19 protein-coding genes are annotated in these 21,169 nt (G+C 61.0%); 5 read left to right on the top strand and 14 right to left on the bottom strand.

Going from position 1 to position 21,169, the window contains the following annotated elements; genetic code table 11:
* Positions 1 to 214: 214 nt before the first annotated feature.
* Positions 215 to 1,006, bottom strand: a complete 792-nt coding sequence (locus tag ACVWYU_RS20285; RefSeq protein ID WP_457373527.1) for a response regulator — start codon at positions 1,004 to 1,006, stop codon at positions 215 to 217.
* Between the two features lie 62 nt (positions 1,007 to 1,068).
* Positions 1,069 to 1,578 (bottom strand): prepilin peptidase, encoded by a 510-nt coding sequence (locus ACVWYU_RS20280; RefSeq protein ID WP_090328735.1) that lies wholly within the window; start codon positions 1,576 to 1,578, stop codon positions 1,069 to 1,071.
* A 75-nt stretch (positions 1,579 to 1,653) separates the two neighbouring features.
* On the opposite strand from ACVWYU_RS20280, the gene ACVWYU_RS20275 reads away from it, so the two are divergent.
* On the top strand, positions 1,654 to 2,094 hold the full coding sequence (locus tag ACVWYU_RS20275; RefSeq protein WP_090328733.1) for a TadE/TadG family type IV pilus assembly protein: 441 nt from the start codon (positions 1,654 to 1,656) through the stop codon (positions 2,092 to 2,094).
* Positions 2,091 to 4,832, top strand: coding sequence for an ATP-binding protein (locus tag ACVWYU_RS20270; RefSeq protein ID WP_457373526.1), 2,742 nt, complete (start codon positions 2,091 to 2,093; stop codon positions 4,830 to 4,832). Before ACVWYU_RS20275 ends, ACVWYU_RS20270 begins: the two co-directional genes overlap by 4 nt.
* Here ACVWYU_RS20270 and ACVWYU_RS20265 read toward each other — a convergent pair.
* The 5 genes from ACVWYU_RS20265 to ACVWYU_RS20245 all read right to left on the bottom strand — a co-directional run bounded on the left by ACVWYU_RS20265 (position 4,829) and on the right by ACVWYU_RS20245 (position 9,287).
* Positions 4,829 to 6,799, bottom strand: coding sequence for a pilus assembly protein TadG-related protein (locus ACVWYU_RS20265; protein WP_457373525.1), 1,971 nt, complete (start codon positions 6,797 to 6,799; stop codon positions 4,829 to 4,831). The genes ACVWYU_RS20270 and ACVWYU_RS20265 overlap by 4 nt on opposite strands.
* A gap of 194 nt (positions 6,800 to 6,993) precedes the next feature.
* Positions 6,994 to 7,551 carry a DUF4136 domain-containing protein gene (locus ACVWYU_RS20260; protein ID WP_247257136.1) on the bottom strand — a complete coding sequence of 186 codons (558 nt, stop codon included), beginning with the start codon at positions 7,549 to 7,551 and terminating at the stop codon, positions 6,994 to 6,996.
* 54 nt (positions 7,552 to 7,605) lie between these two features.
* Positions 7,606 to 8,223, bottom strand: a complete 618-nt coding sequence (locus ACVWYU_RS20255; RefSeq protein WP_247257137.1) for a DUF4136 domain-containing protein — start codon at positions 8,221 to 8,223, stop codon at positions 7,606 to 7,608.
* Between the two features lie 12 nt (positions 8,224 to 8,235).
* Positions 8,236 to 8,985, bottom strand: a complete 750-nt coding sequence (locus ACVWYU_RS20250; RefSeq protein ID WP_457373524.1) for a methyltransferase — start codon at positions 8,983 to 8,985, stop codon at positions 8,236 to 8,238.
* Positions 8,985 to 9,287 carry a MazG-like family protein gene (locus ACVWYU_RS20245; RefSeq protein ID WP_007951009.1) on the bottom strand — a complete coding sequence of 101 codons (303 nt, stop codon included), beginning with the start codon at positions 9,285 to 9,287 and terminating at the stop codon, positions 8,985 to 8,987. The genes ACVWYU_RS20250 and ACVWYU_RS20245 overlap by 1 nt, the downstream gene beginning before the upstream one ends.
* A gap of 194 nt (positions 9,288 to 9,481) precedes the next feature.
* Between ACVWYU_RS20245 and ACVWYU_RS20240 the strand changes: the two genes are divergently transcribed.
* Both ACVWYU_RS20240 and ACVWYU_RS20235 read left to right on the top strand, forming a co-directional pair.
* On the top strand, positions 9,482 to 9,775 hold the full coding sequence (locus ACVWYU_RS20240; RefSeq protein ID WP_090328721.1) for a hypothetical protein: 294 nt from the start codon (positions 9,482 to 9,484) through the stop codon (positions 9,773 to 9,775).
* A gap of 169 nt (positions 9,776 to 9,944) precedes the next feature.
* Entirely contained in the window at positions 9,945 to 11,291 is a 1,347-nt protein-coding gene (locus tag ACVWYU_RS20235; protein ID WP_248915368.1) for an MATE family efflux transporter, read from the top strand.
* On the opposite strand, the gene ACVWYU_RS20230 is transcribed toward ACVWYU_RS20235, so the two are convergent.
* From ACVWYU_RS20230 to ACVWYU_RS20200, 7 genes are all read right to left on the bottom strand, one after another.
* Entirely contained in the window at positions 11,285 to 12,160 is an 876-nt protein-coding gene (locus tag ACVWYU_RS20230; RefSeq protein ID WP_457373523.1) for an alpha/beta hydrolase, read from the bottom strand. The two genes, ACVWYU_RS20235 and ACVWYU_RS20230, sit on opposite strands and share 7 nt — an antisense overlap.
* Before the next feature lie 14 nt (positions 12,161 to 12,174).
* Positions 12,175 to 12,975, bottom strand: a complete 801-nt coding sequence (locus ACVWYU_RS20225; protein ID WP_457373522.1) for a DUF4123 domain-containing protein — start codon at positions 12,973 to 12,975, stop codon at positions 12,175 to 12,177.
* Positions 12,972 to 14,294 carry a type VI secretion system Vgr family protein gene (locus ACVWYU_RS20220; RefSeq protein WP_457373521.1) on the bottom strand — a complete coding sequence of 441 codons (1,323 nt, stop codon included), beginning with the start codon at positions 14,292 to 14,294 and terminating at the stop codon, positions 12,972 to 12,974. Before ACVWYU_RS20220 ends, ACVWYU_RS20225 begins: the two co-directional genes overlap by 4 nt.
* 231 nt (positions 14,295 to 14,525) lie before the next feature.
* Positions 14,526 to 16,439, bottom strand: a complete 1,914-nt coding sequence (speA, locus tag ACVWYU_RS20215; RefSeq protein ID WP_090328711.1) for an arginine decarboxylase — start codon at positions 16,437 to 16,439, stop codon at positions 14,526 to 14,528.
* A gap of 218 nt (positions 16,440 to 16,657) precedes the next feature.
* A complete protein-coding gene (locus ACVWYU_RS20210) occupies positions 16,658 to 17,029 on the bottom strand; it encodes a translation initiation factor Sui1 (protein ID WP_247257143.1) in 372 nt (123 codons plus the stop codon).
* A gap of 278 nt (positions 17,030 to 17,307) precedes the next feature.
* On the bottom strand, positions 17,308 to 17,865 hold the full coding sequence (locus ACVWYU_RS20205) for an NUDIX hydrolase (protein ID WP_390958501.1): 558 nt from the start codon (positions 17,863 to 17,865) through the stop codon (positions 17,308 to 17,310).
* A 3-nt stretch (positions 17,866 to 17,868) separates the two neighbouring features.
* A complete protein-coding gene (locus ACVWYU_RS20200) occupies positions 17,869 to 18,936 on the bottom strand; it encodes a DUF2333 family protein (RefSeq protein ID WP_457373520.1) in 1,068 nt (355 codons plus the stop codon).
* Between the two features lie 515 nt (positions 18,937 to 19,451).
* Here ACVWYU_RS20200 and gcbA point away from each other — a divergent pair.
* On the top strand, positions 19,452 to 21,122 hold the full coding sequence (gcbA, locus tag ACVWYU_RS20195; protein ID WP_457373519.1) for a diguanylate cyclase GcbA: 1,671 nt from the start codon (positions 19,452 to 19,454) through the stop codon (positions 21,120 to 21,122).
* The last annotated feature ends 47 nt before the right edge of the window (positions 21,123 to 21,169 follow it).

The following is a 21,169-nucleotide window of genomic DNA, read 5'->3' as shown; positions in this document are numbered from 1 at the left end:
ATCAGGCCGAACGTTAGCTCGCAGATGCGGTGTATTTAAACCCGGAACGCCCTGAAATTAGGGGCGCAACAGGCTAACAACTGTAGGAGCAACGCGACAGGTACCTTGACACGTACCGCGCGTGTAAAAAAGTGAATCGCCGTAAGGGCAAAACCATAAGTCGCCGTTACCGTCGAAACGGATATGAACACCATCCAAAAAACCGATGGGCTATTCACTGCGCCGTAACCCGCTGCCGCAACCCGGAACCATTCGGCGAAAGCGCCAACGCCAACTGCGTCCGATTACGCATATGGGTCAACCGCAGCACCTGCGACACATACAACTTCACCGTGTTCTCGGTGATCCCCAGCTCACAGGCAATCTGATAATTGGTCTGCCCCTTGCCCACCAGCCGCGCTACCTCCAGCTGCCTGGGTGACAGTTGATTGAAAATCGACGGAATTTCCACCCGATCCGTGTCGCCGACAGCCTCGTCAGCCAAATCCGCCGCCCCCGAGGAAAGCGGAGCCCGGCGAACCTTGTCCAGGTCCTGATACAGGTCCTCGATCGACTCGGACAGGTATTGCAGCTTCTGATCCAGATGCCCCAGTTGCAGCGCCTTGTTCCGTTCCTGCAAGACGATCTCCTGACGTTGCAGGCCTTCGAGCAGCTCCCTCAGATCAATCGGCTTCTGGTAGTAGTCGGCAAAACCGGCACGCAACGCCTTGATCACATCCTGTTTGTCCGCATACCCGGTCAGCATGATCGCCTCGAACGCGCGGTGTTTGCCGGACAGCCGTTGCAGCTCCAGAACCAGTTGAATCCCGTCCAGGCCCGGCATGTGCAAATCACAGAGCACCAAACCGATTTCAGGGTCTTGGTTGAACCGTTCAATGGCTTGATGACTGGACACGCAGGCATCGCAACGGTAGCCGCGACTCTCGAGAAATTCGCAGAGTTCTTCAACAATGGATGGTTGATCGTCGACCACAAGGACTTTTACTGCCGAAGTAAGCTTGCTCACGTGCAACTCCCTGCCAGGTCAAAGGCTGACCGTTCCTCGACTCATAGCTCAAGGCTGTACAACTACTGAATGAAAGTAGTCGCACTTTCTGACTCTGTAAAAAAACCGAAGACGGCCAACGTCAGCAACAACCCCACCAGCAAGAAAGGTGCGAAGGGTTGTTTCCTTGACACTCCCGGCTCCAGATAACGCAGATGTCCCCTAAGGCCCTGACCGATATGGAGCCAGACGCTTGGCGCCAACAGCAGCCAACACACACTGGCCAATCCGGCACCGATGAAGACGCCCAGCACATGCCGACCATCGGTCGCGAGCCCCAGTGCGGTCATGAGTTTCACGTCACCGGCGCCCAGGCGTCGCATCGCAAAACCGGGCAGTGTGAACGCCAGGGCCAACAACGCCGCCCAGCCACCCTGCTCTGCCGCTGCGCCCAGCCAGGTGGTTCCGCTCCAGAGCATCCAGGCCAGGGCCAATGCCCCGGCGCCGAGGGTCAGGACGTTAGCGATGTGCCGCTCACGGGCATCCTGCGCTGCGCATAGCGACAGCCAGATCAGTAGGACAAGGCTCTGCATCCGGTAAAAAACGTCCGTTTTGGCTGAATGATTCTATGCTGACATTACTAATGTGATGTCAGGGTAGACGCACTCATGAAATCCAGCCTCCCTCGCAAACAAAAAGGCGCCGCCGCGATTGAATTTGCCTTGGTATTCGTCATTTTTTTCGCGGTGTTTTACGCAATCGTCACCTACAGCCTGCCGCTGTTGCTGATGCAGTCCTTCAACCAGTCGACCGCGGAAGCCGTGCGCCGCAGCGTGGCACTGGATCCGAACACCCCCGGGTACAGCGCCGCGCTGATCAGCGTCGCGACGCAAGAGTTGACCCGGCAGCTGGCGTGGATTCCCGCCGGGCTGAATTTCAATGTCGCCACCGATGCAGCGGCCACTTACACCGGCGGCGTACTGAAGGTGACCATCAACTACCCGACCAATAAATTGAATGCCGTCATCCCGTTCCTGAACCTGCCGGGCATCGGGCAGGTACCGAATTTGCCGGCGACACTCACCGCCAGTGCGAGCCTGCAATTTTGAGTGCCGGGGACAAACTGTTCGGGCGCCTGCTCAATCGCCATCCACCACCGCCCCTGGAGACCTTGCAGGCTCCGAGCATGCCCGGTGTCGGCTTGCAGATGCATCTGGACGCCGACGGTCGTGTGTTGCACCTGACCGGGCCGCTGCGTCATGTCCTGGCCCAGCAGATTCCCGGTGCCCGGGCGCCGCACCTGCTCGATTTTTTGCTGCCGCACTGCAGCCTCGTCGTCGAAGGCACCCCCTCTGACTGGCAGGGCCAGGCCCTGGACCTGGACTTTTACACCCTCAGTGGTCAAACCCTGCACCTGCGTGGCTGGGTCCAGCCGTTGGCCGAAGCCTGGCTGCTGCAACTGCTGGACATCGGCGATCTGCTACTCGAGCGCCGGCAATCGCAGGTGCGCGAACAATGCCAGTTGCTCGCGCTGCAGATCGGCGAGCAGTTACGCCTGTGCAGCCTGACCCGCTTGCCTGAAATGCTCACCGAGCAGTTGCAATGCCTGGCCCAGCGTTTTCACATCCCCTGCATCGCCCTGGCATTGCTCGACGAGCAAGAACAGGGGTGGCAGATTCACCAACACTTTTCAGGCTTCGATGCTCCACAACTGTGGCAAACCGGACAGCGGCTGGGGACCGGTCTCGACAGCCTGAACGGCTCCGCCCCGCAGCATTTGAATCCCCTTGAGCACCCTCGTCTGCAAGGCATCTTTGGCAATGCCGAGGGCTTCGTCGTGCCTTATCACGATGCGCAAGGCGTGGCGGCCTGGTTGCTGTGTGGTTGTTATCCGGTGCAGCAACGGGCGCCCGATGTCAGCGAGCGCGATTGGCTGCAGTTCGCCGCCGCGCTCGCCGGCCCCTTGTTGGAACGCTCGCGCGAGCACCGGCACCACCTGCAAATGGAGCGCCTGGAATCGCTGCAAGCGTTGCTGGGCACCGGCTGGTGGGAAATGTTCAGCGACAGGGCCGAAGTGCAACTGGCACCCTCGCTGGCCAGCGCCCTGAACCTGGCCAGCGAGCGTTTAGCGCTGAACGACTGGCTTGATCAAGTGCATCCCGCCGACCGCGAAGAGCTGCGCAGTCGCTTGCAAGACCTGCTGGACGAAGGCACGCCGTTACTGCTGTGCGTGCGTTCGTATCGCCCCGACGCCGCGCTGCCGCCGAGCTGGTATCGCCTGCAAGGCCAGGCCTTGGGTGTCGGCCGACATCGGCGCCTGGTGGGTTTCATGCTCGACATCAGCGACATCAAAAATCAGGAGCAACACGCCGCCGCCGCACACGCGCGCCTGGACAATCTGATCGCCAGTTCACCTGCGGTGATTTACGTGCAGCGCTATGTGGAAGGCGCGCTGCAACCGACCTTCTTCAGCGACAGCCTGCTGCCGTTGCTCGGCTGGACGCTCGACGATTGCGCCACGACGGCGCTGGTTGAACGGGTGCACCCCGAAGACCGTGATCGTTATTTCGAGCGTACCCGGCAACTGCTACGCGAAGGCTCGGTAAGGGCCCGCTATCGACTGCGTGACAGCCGCGGCGATTATCACTGGTTGCTCGATGAGGCCAAGCTGCTGCGCGATGATCTGGGTATGCCGGTGGAGGCCGTGGGCCTGTGGCTGGATGTCACCGAAGCGACAGTGGCCGCCGAACAGGTCAAGCAAAGCGAGGAGCGCTATCGGATATTGGTGGAAGACTCCCCGGCGATGATCTGCCGCTATCGTCCCGACTTGTCCCTGACCTTCGGCAATCGACCGTTGGCGACGTATCTGGAGTGCACCCCCGAGCAACTGCCGGGACTGAACCTGGGCAACTGGATGTCGGCGCAACAGCGCGAGTCCTTCCTCCAGCGCCTTGCCCGTCTCAGCCCGGAGTTTCCGCTCAGCACCGCAGAAATCAATTTGCAGTTGCCGGGACGGGAGCATGCCTGGTGGGTCTGGTCGGATCGCGGGGTGTTCGACGAACAGGGCCAGTTGCTGGAAATTCAGGCCGTGGGCCGCGACAACACCGAAGTCCGGCGCTCCCAGCAGCAACTGACCCAAAGCGCGAAAATGGCCACTCTCGGCGAAATGGCCACCGGCCTGGCCCACGAAATCAACCAGCCACTGAACGTGATGCGCATGGCGATCATCAATGTGCTCAAGCGCCTGGGCAACGGTGATGTGCAGGTCGATTACCTGACCGACAAGCTCAATCGCATCGATGCGCAGGTCCAGCGTGCCGCGCGGGTGGTCGATCACATGCGGGTGTTCGGTCGCCGCTCGGAAATCGAGCAACAGCCGTTCAATCCGGCTCAGGCCATCGAAGGCACGCTGTCGTTGCTGGCCGAAGGCATGCGTGGCAAAGGCGTCGATCTGCGCATCAGCGAAACCGGGTTCGACGTGCAGGTGCGCGGTTACGTCGATCAGCTTGAACAAGTATTGATCAACCTGATGGTCAACGCGCGGGATGCATTGCTGAGCAAGCGCGAAACCAATCCCGAATTCAAACCGTGGATCGCGGTGTACGCCGAACGGGACCCGCAATGGGTACGACTGTGGGTCGAGGACAACGGCGGCGGCATCGACCCGCGTCTGCTGGAGCGGATTTTCGAGCCGTTCTTCACCACCAAGCCGGTAGGCGTCGGCACCGGTCTCGGGTTATCGGTGAGCTACGGCATCGTCGAAAACATGGGTGGCAAACTGAGCGTGCGCAACTCGACCGAGGGTGCGCGGTTCTGTATCGAGTTGCCGGTTGTGCAGGAGGACTAAATCGCCAGGGAAGGCCTTCCTGGCGGTTTGCAACTGAGGTTGGCGCCCACATCGACCTTGTTCAGCGTGATCCCGAGATTGGCCAGCAACCCATCGAGAATGGGATCGACCAGGGGACTGAGCAGGCTCTGCAACACGACGCCCAGGGTGCTCTGGACGCCATCAAGAGTGCCAGCCGCCACTACCAGCAAATCGCCCAACAGGCTCGAACCGGTCGGTTTATAAGCCAGCACCTGCACCCCGCCCAAAGTCGATTTCAGACTGCTGACGATGCCCTGCGTACCCAGGCTGTAGAACAGCGGCGGCTGCTTGATCTCCGGCGGCTGGTTGTAAACATGCGTGCTCTGGGTGCTGGCGACCGAGGTATCGATTTTCACCCCCAGGCCGCCGCCATAAAACGGCACGCGCGTGGCAGGATTACAAATCCAGAATACGCAACTGATCTTGCCGATATCGATCAGCGCCAGGGGCTGCACGACGACATCAGCCGACGAGGAAAGAGCATTGGCGGTGTCGATCTGGCCAACCTTGAGCTTCACCAGTGACGTGTTGGTCTGGGTGGTGAGGGTTTTGGTCGCATCACTGGCGCAGCTGTAACCGGTGACGTGGCTATCGGCCGCAGCCACCTCCAGGACGATATCGATGGTCGGCGTCGGGAGGATCTTCAGGTCGGTTTTGTCACAGGTTCCCGTCAGCGTGCAAAGCAGCGAGCCTAGCGTACCGGCCAGGTTCAGGTGCAGCAGATTGTCCAGCGTATCCGTCAACCCATTGAGCAGGGTGTTGCTGGCGAGCGCGCTGACAAGGCCTGTGACACCGGACAGTACCGGCAAATTCAGCGACAACACCGTGCGCACTTGGGCTGTGCGCACATAGATCCGGTTGGGATCATTGAGCTGGCCATTGACCAGCGCCGGGTTGCCGATGGCCGATAACTGTGGGGGCTCGATGACCTTGACCTTGACCACGCCATTGGCCAGGCCCGGGATGTTCAGCGGGATACTGGCGATGGCGGCATTCCGGCTGTTGGCCAGTTGCACAAACGCCTCGATCAGTTGAAAGACCTGCAAATTGGTATCGAGTGCGGAAGAGGCCGCGCCCGTCTGCAATTGCAGCAGTTGCCCCAGAACAATCGACGTATTGCCAGCCGCCGCCTTGACTCCGATCAAGCCATTGACCGCGACACTGGCGGTCGGGCCACCGGCCTGGAGTACCGTGATCGCGGAGTCCAGCAGTTGAGTCAGGGCGATGTTCATGCTCAGTAACTGGGTGTAGTTCCCGGTGCTGACGTTCACGTCGAGGGCCAACTGATTCAGGTAACCCAATAGATTGATTTGGTTATCGACCAGGCCTTGCCAGCTCGCGACGCTCAAATTCAGAGTGCCGCCGAGCATCTGCCCCAGCAACAGGTTCAAGGCCGCCGATTTGCTGGAGTCGACCACCAGTGCCGTACTGCCGATGGTCAACATCGCCAGGGGCGGCAGGGGCGCCGGGGCGCTGACCGCTGTCGCGGTGAGTTGGGTCGTCAGATTGAGCGGGCCTTGGCTGAACAGTGCGTAGATGCCCGCCGCAATACTGGTCGGCACGGTGTGGGTCACCACGACGCGAACGGCCTCCTTTTTGCTGGCATCGACGCTAAAGGCCCGCAGGTTGTTGGCCCCGGCCTGCAACGAGCCGCAAGTGGTGTTCAGGGTCATGCCATCGGTGGCGTTGTAGCCGTTGCGGGTAGCACTTTCGAGAGCGAAACCCGCAGCGCTGAGCGTCGGGGTCAGGCAGTCACCGTTGCGGCTGACCGCCTCCAACGCGGCAACATCAGCCATCCGTTGCAGCTTGCGCTGCTCCAGGTAAAGCCTGCCGCTGTCGACCACCAGCAAACTGAAACACAGCGCCAGCGCCAACGTCCCGGCAGCCATCAACCCAATCGCCCCCCGTTGCCGGGCCGGGCCGCGAAACTGCAAGCAGGGAGACATCGAGCACTCCTTTGCCGGCGCACTGCCGAGCGCTACCTCCGTTGGTGTGGAGCAGTGTAGACAAGGGACATCAAGACTGCTGGCAACTCGCCAGTGCAGACAACAAAAATTCCTGTGGGAGCTGGCTTGCCAGCGAAGAGGCCCTCAAGCGCTGTGCACGACTCAAGGCCGGCTCCAACAGGTGGGTGTTGTATTTATCTTGGCGGATAGTTGGACAGTATCCGGGTGACCGTTTCGCGTATCGCATCGCTACGGTCCGAGGGGTTCGGTGTGCGGCTGAGTATCTGCTCGTCACTGCCGCGCCACACCAGTTTGCCGTCCTTGCCATCGAGCAGATCGATCTGGAGGGTGGCGACTTTGTAAGGAACCACGCGGGTTTCGTTGTACATCGGCGCGCCCCAATAGCCGTTCCACGGGTTGCCCCAACCGCCGCCATAGTTGGTGGTGACCTGCTGCTGACGTTCCTCGACTATCAGGTAGGTCTGCACGCTCAAATCGCCCTTGGTACCCGCGGCGGCGGGGCGCAGGCCGCGCTGATCCAGTTGATCGGCCACCGACTGGCGCACGCGCTGTTCGGTCAAATCACTCTTGATCCGCGGGTCATCGGGGCGATATTGCAGGGCAGGTTCTTTCCAGCTCCAGCTGCGATAGGCCGAGAAGTCGCGGCTGGCGTCGTAGTCATGATTGACCTGGTTGGCGGCGCAGGCACTGAGCAGTACGGCCGCTGCCAGTAAAACGAAACGGCGGAACATGATGATTCTCCGGTAGAAGGCATGAACCTGCGGAGTGCTCCTCAACCACAGAAGCTAACTGGGAGGATACGCCGACATTGCCTTTTCTACAGCCTCCCGTATGGCGTCAGCCTGTTCGGTCTGCGTGCCCTGGCTCCGGGTTTCTGCGCTGGCACTCCAGACCGGTTGACCGCTTTGCCCGTCGAACAAATCCACCTGCACCACCACGACTTGCTCCTGATAAGTGCGGATGATCGGTACCGTGTTGTACATACCAACGCCGTTACCATAACCGTGGTGACCGCCGTAGTAGCCACCGCCGTAATAACCGTAGTCATCCTGGACCTGACGCAGGCGGGTTTCCAGGCGCAGGTTGGCGCTGACAAACAGATCCGCCGGACGATTGTCATGCAGAGGGCGCAAGCCGCGTTGATCGAGGGCATTGCTCACCGCTTCGGCGACCTGCGCCGAGTCGGCCCAGACACTGCCCGGCGGCAGTTGCCCGTTGAGCCAGGCCCAACTGCGGTAGCGACCGTAATCACGTGGAGCAGCCGGGTAGGCGCTGCGGTCGAAGGTGTGGGCTGCCTGAGGCGGCGCCGGTGGCAAAGGGTTGGAGGTTGCCACATACGGGTTGCTGCTCTGACAAGCCGCCAACCCCAGACACAGAACTAACAACCCGGAACGACTGTTCATTTTTTACTCCGCTCAGACCGGCCGACAAATCCAGTGCAAATAACGCCCAAGCCCGGCAAAGCCTGGATGGCGACGGTGGGCCAGTTCCATTTCCAGCAAGTCCACCAGCTCGGCGCGGGCCTGGAATTCCACCGGCATGTAATCGTGAAAAACCCGCACGCCACTCTGGGTTTCGACCCGCCACAGACCCTCAAGTTGCGCCGCCAACTCCCGTGGATCAAGGGGTTGTTGCGGGGTAAGGCTTTGCTTCTCGCCGGCCATATCGTTCTTGCGCATCTTGCGGAAATGGCCCTTGAGCAAATTGCGGTAGATCAGTGCATCGCGGTTATAAAAGGCCAGCGACAGCCAGCCATCGGCCTTGGTCAGCTGATGCAACACCGGCAGGATCGCGTGGGGTTCGGCCAGCCATTCCAGCACCGCATGGCAGAGCACCAGATCGTAAGGTTCGGTGAGTTGGCCAAGCAGATCCTGCCAGGGCGCCTGGATAAACGTTGCCGTTTGCCCGGCGTCGGCGAAACGCTGGCGGGCGCCTTCGAGCATGGGCTCGGCAGGCTCGGCCAACGTCACCTCATGGCCGCGTTGCGCCAGCCACAGCGACATGTGGCCAAGGCCAGCACCGATGTCCAGCACCCGTAGCGGGCGATCCGGCAAGGTTTCGGCCAGATCCGCCTGCAGCACCGCAAGCCGGATCGCACCTTTGGCGCCGCCGTAGATTTTTTCGGCGAAGCGGGTGGCCAACTGATCGAAGTGACGGTCGCTCATCAGCTGAACCTCCGTTCGCTGTCCGCCAGTTTGCTGCGCACCACTTCATTCATGTCCAGACCCAACTCGCTGCACAACAGCAATAGATAGAGGACGATATCGCCGACTTCCTGTCCGGCGTGGGCCAGTTTGTCCGCCGGCAACTGGCGCGACTGGTCTTCGGTCAGCCACTGGAAAATTTCCACCAGCTCGGACATTTCGACGCTCGCGGCCATGGCCAGGTTTTTCGGGCTGTGAAATTGCCGCCAGTCATTGCGGTCACGGATGGCGTGCAGGCGTTCGGTCAGTTCAACAAGGTTCATCGGGTTCTCCTGAAGGCGTATAGCTTCGGGGGGATGACGGATGAAGGCAAGCGGCAGAGTTTGAGTCATGGTGATGGGGTCGTTCCCACAGTTGCAGGACAACCCTCTATGCTTGTGGGGAACTCGGCGCCGCAATCGACAGCCCAAGGCTCAACTCCGGCAACCCGCCTCTCATTGATCAGGACGTTCATTCCATGCAGGTAGAAGGTTTTTTCGAATGGCTCGGCCAGGCCCTCGGTTCAGTCATCCGTTTCATCGTTGATGGCCTCAGCGGCTTGTTCCAGATGATGAGCCGCGCCAGCAGCAATTTTGTCGATGGCCTGTCCCGCGCCCTGGGCATGGACACGTCGATCATCAGCATCGCCACGCTGATCCTGGGATTGGTGGTGCTGTGGTCGGCGATCCGCGCGTTCATGAACGCCTCGTTCATCATGGGGATCATCTGGTTGATGCTGGGCCTCTGGTTGTTGAGCTGGGTGGTTCACTAAGCCCCCCACTCCTGTAGGAGCGAGCTTGCTCGCGATTAACCTGAGAATACCGCGCAGTTACAGGCCCTCAGCGTTATCGTTAACGACATTCGCGAGCAAGCTCGCTCCTACAATGGATCGCGGCAATCCAAAATGTGTCGCTACAATGCCCGCTCCTCAAGGAGCCCGCATGTCCAACCTGATCGCCGACTGGCGCGACCGCCCTACCCATCGCCGGGTCTGGGCGCTGGCTGCGCCGATGATTCTCTCGAACATCTCCGTTCCCCTGGTGGCGCTGGTCGACAGCACCGTCATCGGCCACCTGCCCCACGCCCATCAACTCGGCGCCGTGGCGGTCGGGGCCAGCCTGTATACCTTTCTCGCCTGGGCCATGGGTTTTCTGCGCATGGGCTCCACCGGGTTCGCCGCCCAGGCGGCCGGGCGTGGCGATGGCGCGGCTTTGCGGCAGATCTTGTTGCAAGGGCTGTTGCTGGCCATGGGACTGGCTGTGGTGTTGGGTGCGCTGGGTGTGCCGTTGAGTGGCATCGCTCTGCATTTCATGCAGCCGTCGGCGGAACTGGACCAGATGACCCGCGTGTTTTTCCATACGCGGCTGTTCGGCCTGCCAGCGGCGCTGGCCAGCTACGCCCTGGTCGGCTGGTTCCTTGGCACGCAGAACGCCCGCGCGCCGCTGGTGATTCTGCTGAGCACCAATCTGGTCAACATCGCGCTGAACCTCTGGTTTGTCCTCGGTCTGGAATGGGGTGTGGTCGGTGCCGCCCGGGCATCGGTCATTGCCGAGTGGACCGGCGCCCTGATCGGCCTGCTGATGACCCGCCGGGCCCTGCGCGCCTATCCTGGCCACATCGCCTGGGCTGCACTGGCGCTATGGCAGAGCTGGCGACCTCTGCTGGCGGTCAATCGCGATATCTTCATCCGCAGCCTGGCCCTGCAATCGGTGTTTTTTCTGATCACGGTACAAGGTGCACGGCTGGGGGATGCCACCGTCGCCGCCAACGCCCTGTTGCTCAACGGTCTGCTGCTGACCGCTCATGCACTGGATGGTCTGGCCCACGCCGTCGAAGCCCTGTGCGGCCATGCCATCGGCGCTCGCGACCGTGAAGCCCTGCGCCGCTCATTGGTGGTGGCCTGCGGCTGGTCGTTGCTGGCGAGCCTCGGTTTTGCCGCGTTGTTCCTGTTTGCCGGGCATCTGTTCATCGAGATGCAGACCGACATTCAAAGTGTGCGCGACACCGCGTTCATCTATCTGCCCTATCTCGCGGCGCTGCCGTTGATTGCGGTCTGGAGCTACCTGCTCGACGGCCTGTTCATCGGCGCCACCCGCGCCCGGGAAATGCGCAACGGCATGCTGCTGACGGTGGCCTTGCTGGTGCCGTTCGGGTGGGCGTTGCAAGGTTTTGGCAACCATGGCCTGTGGATAACGTTCCTGCTGTTCATGGTGTTGCGCAGCCTGACCCTGGGCGCCATTGCCTGGCGTCTGCGGCGCAACGATGGCTGGTTCGCCCGTGCTCACTGAGGCGGGGTTGCCCTGACGAACGAAGTGACCTCGTCCAGCACCGGCGCCAACCCGCGCATGGGCCGCGACAACGCCGCCACCAGCGTGGCGTGGCCGGTGCGAGAGAAATAGAGATCCTGCACCGGCACACCCGCCTCTCGCAGCTTGAGCGCCAGGCCGCCGGTGTTGCGCGTCGGATTGACCACGTCATCGTCCGTCGATGCCATCAACAGCGCCGGCGGTGCGCCGCGACTGACGTGATTGATCGGTTGCGATTGGGGCGGTGAGTCGGGCCAGAAAAACACCGGGCGCACATCCGGATTCTTGATCGGCAGGAAATCATAAGGGCCGGCCAGACCGATCCAGCCGCGGAGGTCGTGCGGCGACAGGCCCACCGCCCCCAGCAGTCCGGGGTCCAGTGCCAGCATCGCAACGTTGTAGGCGCCGGAACTGTGACCCATCAGGTACAGACGCTGCGGGTTGCCGGCATATTGACGGATGTGATCATGGGTCCAGGCCACCGCCCCGGCGGCGTCTTCGAGAAACTGCGGATATCGCACCTGCGGATACAACCGATAGTCCGCCAGCACCGCGACCATTCCCCGGGACGCCAGCGCCTCGCCGACAAAGCTGTAGTCGCTGCGTGAGCCACTGTTCCAGCTGCCACCGTAGAAAAACACCACCACCGGCGCATTGACCATCGGATGATGCGGCACATAGACATCGAGCTTTTGCCGCGGATCGCTGCCATAGGCAATGCCCTCGGTCCTGTCGAACGTGCCATCGGGCGTGAGGGCGTTGAGCATTTTCAGCGGCGAACAGGCCGTTATCGCGAGCAGCGATACAGCCCCCGCAATCAACCCTGTCAACCGCCAGATCCTGTTCGCCATCAGTGTCGTACCTTCTATCGGGGTTGCTGGTCTTGCCAACGATTGCGCAGGCGTTCGAGGCGTTCTTTCTGAGTGACGCCCGGTAGCGGCAGGTCGGGCACAGCCTCCGGGTACTGCAAGCGTAGCCATAACCAGCCATCGAGCACCGCACGCTCGCTGAAACCCAGTGTCAGCCCTTCCTGGAGATGGGACCACAGCGTGCGGTAATCGGTGCCGGTGGACTGGCACCATTGCCAGGTGTGGTGCTCCAGCAGGCAGGTTTGCAGCCTTGTCTTCTGATGGGCACTGAGTGCTTCCTCGATCGCCAGCGGGCTGACTGCAAGCCCCGGATTGAGCAACCGTTGCCAGCCCTGGCTGCCGTTTGCCCGGTCCGCCCAGGTGCCGCCGAACCAGCACAACTGACTGATCGGCCCCAGCCAGCGACTCAGTTCCCCGGCATCGCAGGCATCGAAGAAGTAGCTGGCGGTGCAAGGGTTGTAGTAACTCAGCAAGGCGCGGTGATGCACGCCGAAACCGACCGTGAGCATGCGTCGCAGGTGCGTCAGCAAGGCCGATGCCGGTGCCTTGCTGCCCAACAGCAATCCACGCCAGTAAGGCGCCTCGCGCTGACAAAGTTCGGCCAGAGCCGGGCAAGTCCGCAGATCGATCAGCACCGGACCTTGTTTGCGTAGCGCATGCCACTCCGTGCCTTCGAACAACCAGAACCACCGGGCATGAGCAAACCGGTGCTGCAGGATTGCGCCCGTTTGCGGGGCGCCCGGTTTATCCAGCAACAACCATTGCGGGAGCGAATCGGGTGTGTCCACGCCGATCATGCCGCACCGCTCTGGCCAAGCCGTGCCGCCGCCCGACAGGCACAGAAAGCCTGGGCACAATGATTGAAACTGCCGCCACCGGGCAGCAGGCAAAGCAACATCAAGGGCTCGCCGGAACGCAACCAGTCCGTTACACCCTCAGGCGGGCAATCATCGAGGGGTAACGAAACGGGCATTTCTTCCTCTTCGAGCAACTGTGGCGGATGGAGAAAACCGGTGATCAACGGTTGATCCGGGTCCCCCTCAATAAAGCTCACCACCACTTCAGTGCCTTCACTCACCCCTGTGACATTCTCGGCCTCCAGCGCCGGCGCGAGCGGCAACCAACAGTGACTGGGGGCCGCACCCTCGCCCTGATACAACCAGTCAAACTGCACCGCCACGGGCCTCGCGGGATCAGGCGCGGATTCATCGACACCCACCACCCACGCCCGCTGCAGGCTGTGCATGGCCGGTTTCTGCGCAGAGTGGGACGACTCGAATGGCGCCTCCCAACGTATGGCGCGCAGCTGGTTGCTGTAGGGCTCGTTCGGGTCCTGACTGCCCTGATGCTCGACATGGGTCAGTAGCCACGGTTGATTACACTCGGCAACCGGATGTCTGGCGAGCGGCATCAACTGGCCGCTGCGCAGCGTCGGCAGGTCCGTATGGCACTGCACAGTCTGCGCCGCGTTGTCCGCGCATCGCTGCACCTCAAGACGACGCACGGCCGGTTGCTGGCCATCCGCGCAGAACACCGCCGCATCGCCGCGACGAAAATGCCCGTGTCCATCGGCAATCACCACACAATGCCCCCGTGCCCCGTGCTCGAAGTGGTAATGCAGCCGCTCCTGGGCGCACAGGCGCTGGACAAACTGCAGATCCGACTCGCGGTATTGGGTACAGAAATCGCGGGCGGGGTAATCGCCGCTCAACTCGAAGCGGCGCGCCTGGCCGACGATACCGTGCTCCCTGAGCACCTGATCAACGATTTGCGGCACCGTGCGGGCGCTGAAGATGCGTTGGCTGAACCGCTGGGAAAGACAAGCCAGCCGTGGACCCAGCCGCACATGACAGAGCCTGGACGCCGGACCATGGTCACGCTGGACCAGCTCGTGCAATTGGCCATGCACGCAGTTTCCCGCTGGCCCGAAGTGCAAAGAGGCTGAACGGTACAACAGGCTGGAAAGGTCAAGGGTCAGGTCATCGATCAGCAACTCCACGTCAAAAACGAACGGCTCGCTGATGGATTCTCTACCGGTAAAGGCCAGGACCTCTAAGGCGTCGGACAGACCAGCTACGTCCAGACGAAATGCGGGTTCGTTGACTGGATCGAACATCGGCGATTCTCTACAGGAGGGGCGGCCGGGGATTCTCGCCGAGAGACATGGCCGAGTAGAGAGGCGAAGTACAACTTAGGAAATGACCTACGCGAAAAGAGGACTAAATGGCCTGATGACCGAAGACGCAGGTTTTTTCGCCTGGAAAAAGAGAGATGTCGCACCAGGTCATCTGAAATTTCCGAAGCGCACGGAAAATTTTCAGACAACCTGATGAGAACGGGGCTTACCTCAAGAAGAGAGGTAAGACGAACGGGTCAGACCCAGACGCAAGGCATCGAGGAACTGGGTGCGCTCGCTGGAACTGATGCGCGCACTGGCGCACTTGTCGCGGTAGTGGGTCATCAACTCTTCCGGCGACAAGTGCACGTAACGCAGCATGTCTTCGATGGTGTCGTGGGTTTCGATACCCGCGTGATACACACTGCCATCGGCGTTCTGGTAGATGTTCACCGAGTCGGTGTCACCGAACAGGTTGTGCATGTCGCCGAGAATTTCCTGGTAGGCGCCGACCAGGAACACGCCCAGCAGGTAGTCCTCGCCTTCGTTCAACGCGTGCACCGGCAGGCTGGTTTCGATGCTCTGCTCATCGACGTACTGGTTGATCTTGCCGTCGGAATCGCAGGTCAGGTCTTGCAGCACCGCACGACGCATCGGCTCTTCGTCGAGGCGATGCAGCGGGATGATCGGCAGGACCTGGTCGATGGCCCAGGTGTCCGGCAGGCTCTGGAACACCGAGAAGTTGCAGATGTACTTGTCGGCCAGCTTGTCATTGAGTTCGTCCAGCACCTGACGGTGGGAACGCTGACGCGCCTTCAGCGAGTTGTGCAGGCGACGGCACACGGCGAAGTAGCATTGCTCGGCCAGGGCCTTTTCGGCCAGGGTCAGCTTGCCGTCGGCGTACTGCGAGGCGACATCGCTCATGTAGTGCGTGGCGCGCCAGTAGGTTTCGGTGACCATCTCGATGTCGGTCGGACCCAGCAGGTCCACCAGCCACTGCACGGTCTCCGGCAGCGCTTCTTTATTCTCGATCTGCGGCACGTCGTCGTTGTGCTTCTCGACGTCGGTCACCTGCACCACCAGCATCGCGTGGTGCGCGGTCAGCGAACGGCCGCTTTCAGAGAAGATATGCGGGTGCGGCAGGCTCTGCGCATCGCAGAATTCCTTGAGCATCCCGACCACGACACCGGCGTAGTCATCCATGTCGTAGTTGATCGAACTGGCGTTACGCGAGTGCGTACCGTCGTAGTCGACACCCAGGCCACCACCCACGTCGATGTGATCCACCGGCAGGCCAAGGTTGCGCAGCTCGCCGTAGTAGCGGATCGCTTCCTTGAAACCGTGCTGGTAGTCCGCCAGGTTGGCGATTTGCGAACCCATGTGGAAGTGCAGCAGGCGAATGCCCTGATCCAGGCCGGCGGCGCGGAAACGCTCGACCACCGACAGCAGTTGCGCCGCCGACAGACCGAACTTTGACTTCTCGCCACCGGTGTCGGCCCATTTGCTCGACGCCAGGGACGACAGGCGCACGCGCAGGCCAACCTGCGGCTTGACCTTCAGCGACGCCGCTTCTTCGATCACCAGGCCGACTTCGGATTCTTTCTCGATCACGATGAACACGTTGTGCCCGAGCTTCTGGCCCATCAGCGCCAGACGAATGAACTCACGGTCCTTGTAGCCGTTGCAGACGATGGTGCCACCCTTTGGCGCCAGTGCCAGCACCGCCAGCAACTCGGGCTTGGAGCCCGCTTCCAGACCAATGGATACGTTCTGCGTGGCGATGATGTTTTCGATCACCGCTTCCTGCTGGTTCACCTTGATCGGGTACAGCGCGGTGTACTTGCTCTGGTATTCCAGGCGCTCGATGTTGGCGTCGAAAGCGCCGGTCAACTGACGCACGCGGTCTTGCAGAATGTCCGGGAACCGTACCAGCAGCGGCAAGGACAAGCCGCTTTTACGCAGCTGGTCGACCTGCTCGAACAGATCGATAGGCGAGCTGCTCGGGCCGTTCGGACGAACTTCGACGCGACCGGCGTCGTTGATCGCGAAATACCCGGCCCCCCAATGGCGAATCCCGTAAACACTGCGGCTGTCCGCAACTGTCCATTGGCTGCCATCGTCTTTGCGTGTGCGTCGTACGGACATCGAAGTCCCCTATAAAGAAGTCATGGTGCGTCGCCTGGATTCAGGCCGGCGCAGTCTAAAGAATGAAAATGACGGTTCGTCAACGAGGAATAGACCCCGCCGACCGCAGTGAGTTTAGAAACCGGTCATGAACAGGCTCTGTGAAAACCATGGTAACGACGCCAGACCTGAAGGCCATCAGGACTGGATCAAGCCGCAGGTGGTTTTCACAGAGGCTGCTAGCCGCCGGACTTCTTCGCTTTGAAACCGTGCTTGATCAATTCGGCCAACAGTAGCTCGACATGATCGCCCTGGATTTCAATGACCCCGTCTTTCAACGCCCCGCCGGTGCCACATCGTTTCTTCAATGTAGTCGCCAGCTCCTTGAGCGCGTCTTCGGCCAGCGGCACGCCAGTGATGGTCGTCACCGTCTTGCCGCCACGGCCCTTGCTTTCGCGACGCACGCGAGCAATGCCGTCGCCGGCCGGGATAACGGTCTGTTTGCAGATGCAGGCGTCCACCGGTTTACTGCAATCCGGGCAATGACGACCTGCGTCGGTGGAAAATACCAGGCCACCAAGGGCGGCGAAGGATGCGGCTTTTTTGGCCACCGGCAATCCTCTTGGGAGGACAAAGACTGGTCGCAGCACTTGGGAAGGCTATCGACCGCGAAGCCCCACTCAGGCAGGGGCAGCGCTAATGAAACAGTACATCACTGCAGGAGCTGGCTTGTCGGTTCGCCGCATCGCAGCGATGGACATCAACGATGACGCGCGGCATCAGGCAGCACGCGTCGTCCTTGCGTTTTTCGCGAGCAGGCTCGCTCCTACAAAAGGTCGCGCAGTGTAACGGCAAAAACGCCGATTGCTAAGAGCCAATCGGCGCCAATTTACAGCTCTTTTGCGACGTCTTCGCCGCGAGCCCTGAGATAGCGTTTCAGCGCTGCCAAAGAGTCCGGGCAATAAGGCTTTTCGTCGATTTCCCGAAGCACGTCGACGATCGGCAGGAAACGTGCCTCAAGCACCTCCTCCGGTTGCAGGATCAAAGGGCCGTCCCACACCGCCGAAAACGCCGAACACCAGAGCCGGTTGCCGGTGTCCTCGAAGAAGAAATGGTCATGGGGGGTCAGTTCCACGCCGCTCACGCCGAGCTCTTCTTCCAGCTCGCGGGCCGCCGACTCGGCATAGCTTTCGGTGGCCAGCACCATGCCGCCCGCCGCCACGTCCCAATATCCGGGATAAATCGCCTTGCTCAGGGTACGCCGGTGCACGCAAAGCTCACCGGCAGAGTTGAACAGCATGATGTAGGTGCCCCGCCCGATCAGTCCGCGCTCGCGCAGATCGGCACGGACCAGGGCACCGAGCAGGTTGTCCTGCTCGTCGACCCAGGCAATCTGTTCCGCATCCGAGGCTGCACGGTGGGCAGCCTCCTTGGCACTATCGACCATGACTCAGCCCTGATTCAGCAGTTGACGCAAATCGATCACCGCCGCATTGGCGCGGGAGATGTAGTTGGCCATGACCAACGAGTGGTTGGCCAGCACGCCGAAGCCGCTGCCATTGAGGATCATCGGGCTCCATACCGGTTCCTGCGAAGCTTCCAGCTCACGGATGATCTGACGCACGCTGACCGTGGCGTTCTTCTTCGCCAGTACATCGGCGAAGTCGACCTCGATGGCGCGCAGCAAGTGCGACAACGCCCAGGCCTGACCGCGGGCTTCGTAGAACACGTTATCGATCTGCATCCACGGGGTCTCGACGATTTCCTCGTCGACTTGCGGCGCCACACCCGGCACCACAACCTCAGTCTTCAACGACGTGTTGAGCTTGACCCGGCCGACACTGGCCGACAGGCGTTGCGACAGCGAACCCAGGCGAGTCCCGACGTCGCCCAGCCAGTTGTTCAGGTTGTCGGCACGGGCATAGAACAGCGCGGTTTTCTGGTTCGGATCCGACAGACGCGCCTGATAGCGACTCAGGGAATTGATGCCTTCCTGGTACTCGGACTCACTGGATGGCAGCACCCAGCTTTTATTGTCGAAGTTGAAACGCGGCTCGGCCTTCGCCAGATCGGCGTCTTCAGCGGACTGCGATTGCGAACGGGCGAAGTCTTTGCGCAATGCACGGGTCAGATCGCGCACTTGCACCAGCACGCCATATTCCCAGCTCGGCATGTCGTCCAGCCACAGGCCCGGCGGGAAACGATCATTGGAAATGTAGCCGCCCGGCTTGTTCAGCAATGTCCCGGCTACGGTCTTGAGGGTTTCGACCGTGGTATAGCCGACCACCATCTGCTTGCCTTCTTTCTCGGCCGCCATTTGCGCATTCTGCTGCACCGGAAACAAGGCGGGCTCCTCGCTCCAATACCAGCCCAGGATGCCCGTCACCAGCAGGTAGATGCCCAGCAGTGTGGCCAGCGCCCGGCTGAACAACAGACCGCCCAGATAACTGCGGGTAGCCGACTTCGGTTCAGCGGCACGTTCAGGCGCGCTACCGGCGCGGTTCTTCCAGTCCAGCATGGCGATATCCTTTCAATCACTTGGGTTCATTGGTTCGACCACAACCATACAACAACGTGCCTTGGCCCGGCACCCGCCGTTGGGTTGATGCTGAAAATTAGTCGGCCCGCATGCGAAAAACCAGGGTCTGCCGGACGCTTACAGCGAGGGCCCGGTATTGAACGGTTGTTTTTAGCGACGACGGCCCAGGACCTGACAGAAAGCCTCTAGGGGATTCCCCTACCCCCGAAAAACGAAAATCATCGTCAATTCACCCCGTCGATACGCCGCGAATCCCTGCCGGGCAAGGCTGAAAAACCACCTGAAGCCGGCACCACGCCAACCCGGAAAAACCCTGAAAGCCCCGATTCAAAAGGCCTTCACGAGAACAGCCATCCAATTAAAGACCACACAGTCACAAACTGAATGGAGGTGCTTTGCAGATTATTGCCTGACAACACTCATGCAATCGAAAAGAGGTGCTAGCATAGAGCCACCAGTCGACCTCAGTGTGCACCCTAACTAGTAGTCAGGATATGACCGAGCCAGAAGACCCCAGCCGCGAGCGCCTCAAGCATCACTTTGCCCAGCGGGTAATTCATCAAGCACGTCAGATTCTTGAGATATGGCAGCGTCTGCAGCGCAGCGAGTGGTCGATCAGCGACCTGTCGGAACTGAGCGAGGCCAATCTGCGCCTGCTGCGTTTCGCCGAACGGTTCGAGCAACCGGAACACACGCAACTGGCACGCCATATCAGCCAGTCGCTGGAGGCTGTCGACGCCAATCGCGGGCGCCTGAGCAGCGGCCTGATCACCGACCTCAACCGTTTGATGCAGCGCCTGTCGCGCACCGGCCTGCGCCATGGCGATCAACTCGACCAAACCTTCCTGCCGCCTCTGCGCAAGCCGATCTACGTGATGCTGCAGGATCATGACCGTGGCGAACGCCTGGCCAAACAGCTTGAGTTCTTTGGTCTCAGCGCCCAGTCCCTGGACAGTGTGGCGGCGTTTCGCTCCTCGATGGTCGAGCGCCTGCCGGCGGCGATAGTCATGGATGTGGATTTCAGCGGCCCCGGCATTGGCCTGCAACTGGCCGCCGAAGCCCAGGCAGGCCTCGATCATCGTTTACCGCTGTTGTTCTTCAGCCTGCACGAAACCGACACCCCGACCCGCCTGGCCGCCGTGCGGGCCGGTGGTCAGGAGTTTCTCACCGGCACCCTCGAAGCCTCGAGCCTGCTGGAGAAAATCGAAGTCCTGACCTGCGTCGCCCAGTACGAACCTTATAAAGTGCTGATCATCGACGATTCCCGCGCCCAGGCGCTGCACACCGAACGCCTCCTTAATAGTGCAGGGATCGTTACCCGGACCCTGATCGAGCCGATCCAGGCCATGGCCGAGCTGGCGGACTTTCAACCGGACCTGATCATCCTCGACATGTACATGCCGGCCTGCACCGGGACGGAACTGGCCAAGGTGATTCGCCACAACGACCGGTATGTCAGCGTGCCGATCATTTATCTGTCGGCCGAGGATGACCTGGACAAGCAACTCGACGCCATGAGCGAAGGCGGCGACGACTTCCTGACCAAACCGATCAAGCCTCGGCACCTGATCACCACGGTGCGCAATCGGGCGGCTCGGGCACGTAACCTCAAGGCTCGGATGGTCCGCGACAGCCTCACCGGCTTGTACAACCACACCCACATTCTGCAATTGCTCGAAGACTGCTCGTTCCGCGCCCGACGCGAGAACAAGCCGCTGAGCTTTGCCATGCTCGACATCGACCACTTCAAACGGGTCAATGACAGCCACGGCCACCCCATGGGCGACCGCGTGATCAAGAGCCTGGCGCTGTTCCTCAAGCAACGGTTGCGCAAGACCGACTTCATCGGCCGGTATGGCGGCGAAGAGTTCGCCATCGTCATGCCCGACACTGACCTTGAAGCAGCCTACCGGGTCCTCGATGAAATACGTCAGCGGTTTGCCGAAATTCACTACCCCGCTCAACCCCATGATCTTTGGTGCACCTTCAGTGCCGGGGTGGTCGAGTGGTGCGAACACTCGGACAGCCTGTTGATGGCCAGCCAGGCAGATGAGGCGCTCTATCGAGCCAAAGGCGCCGGGCGTAATCGCGTGCAGGCGGCCAGGACGTCAAAGCAAAGTGCCACTTTTTCATCGCAAATCACTCCCTCAGTCATAACCCTGTAACAGAAACGCAATAAATTCAGGCGCTTACCATTCTGACGTTGGTAGAC

Source organism: Pseudomonas sp. TE12234 (genome assembly GCF_054061835.1).
Note: the sequence above shows the minus strand (reverse complement) of the source record. Positions and strands in the feature narration are given on the sequence as shown.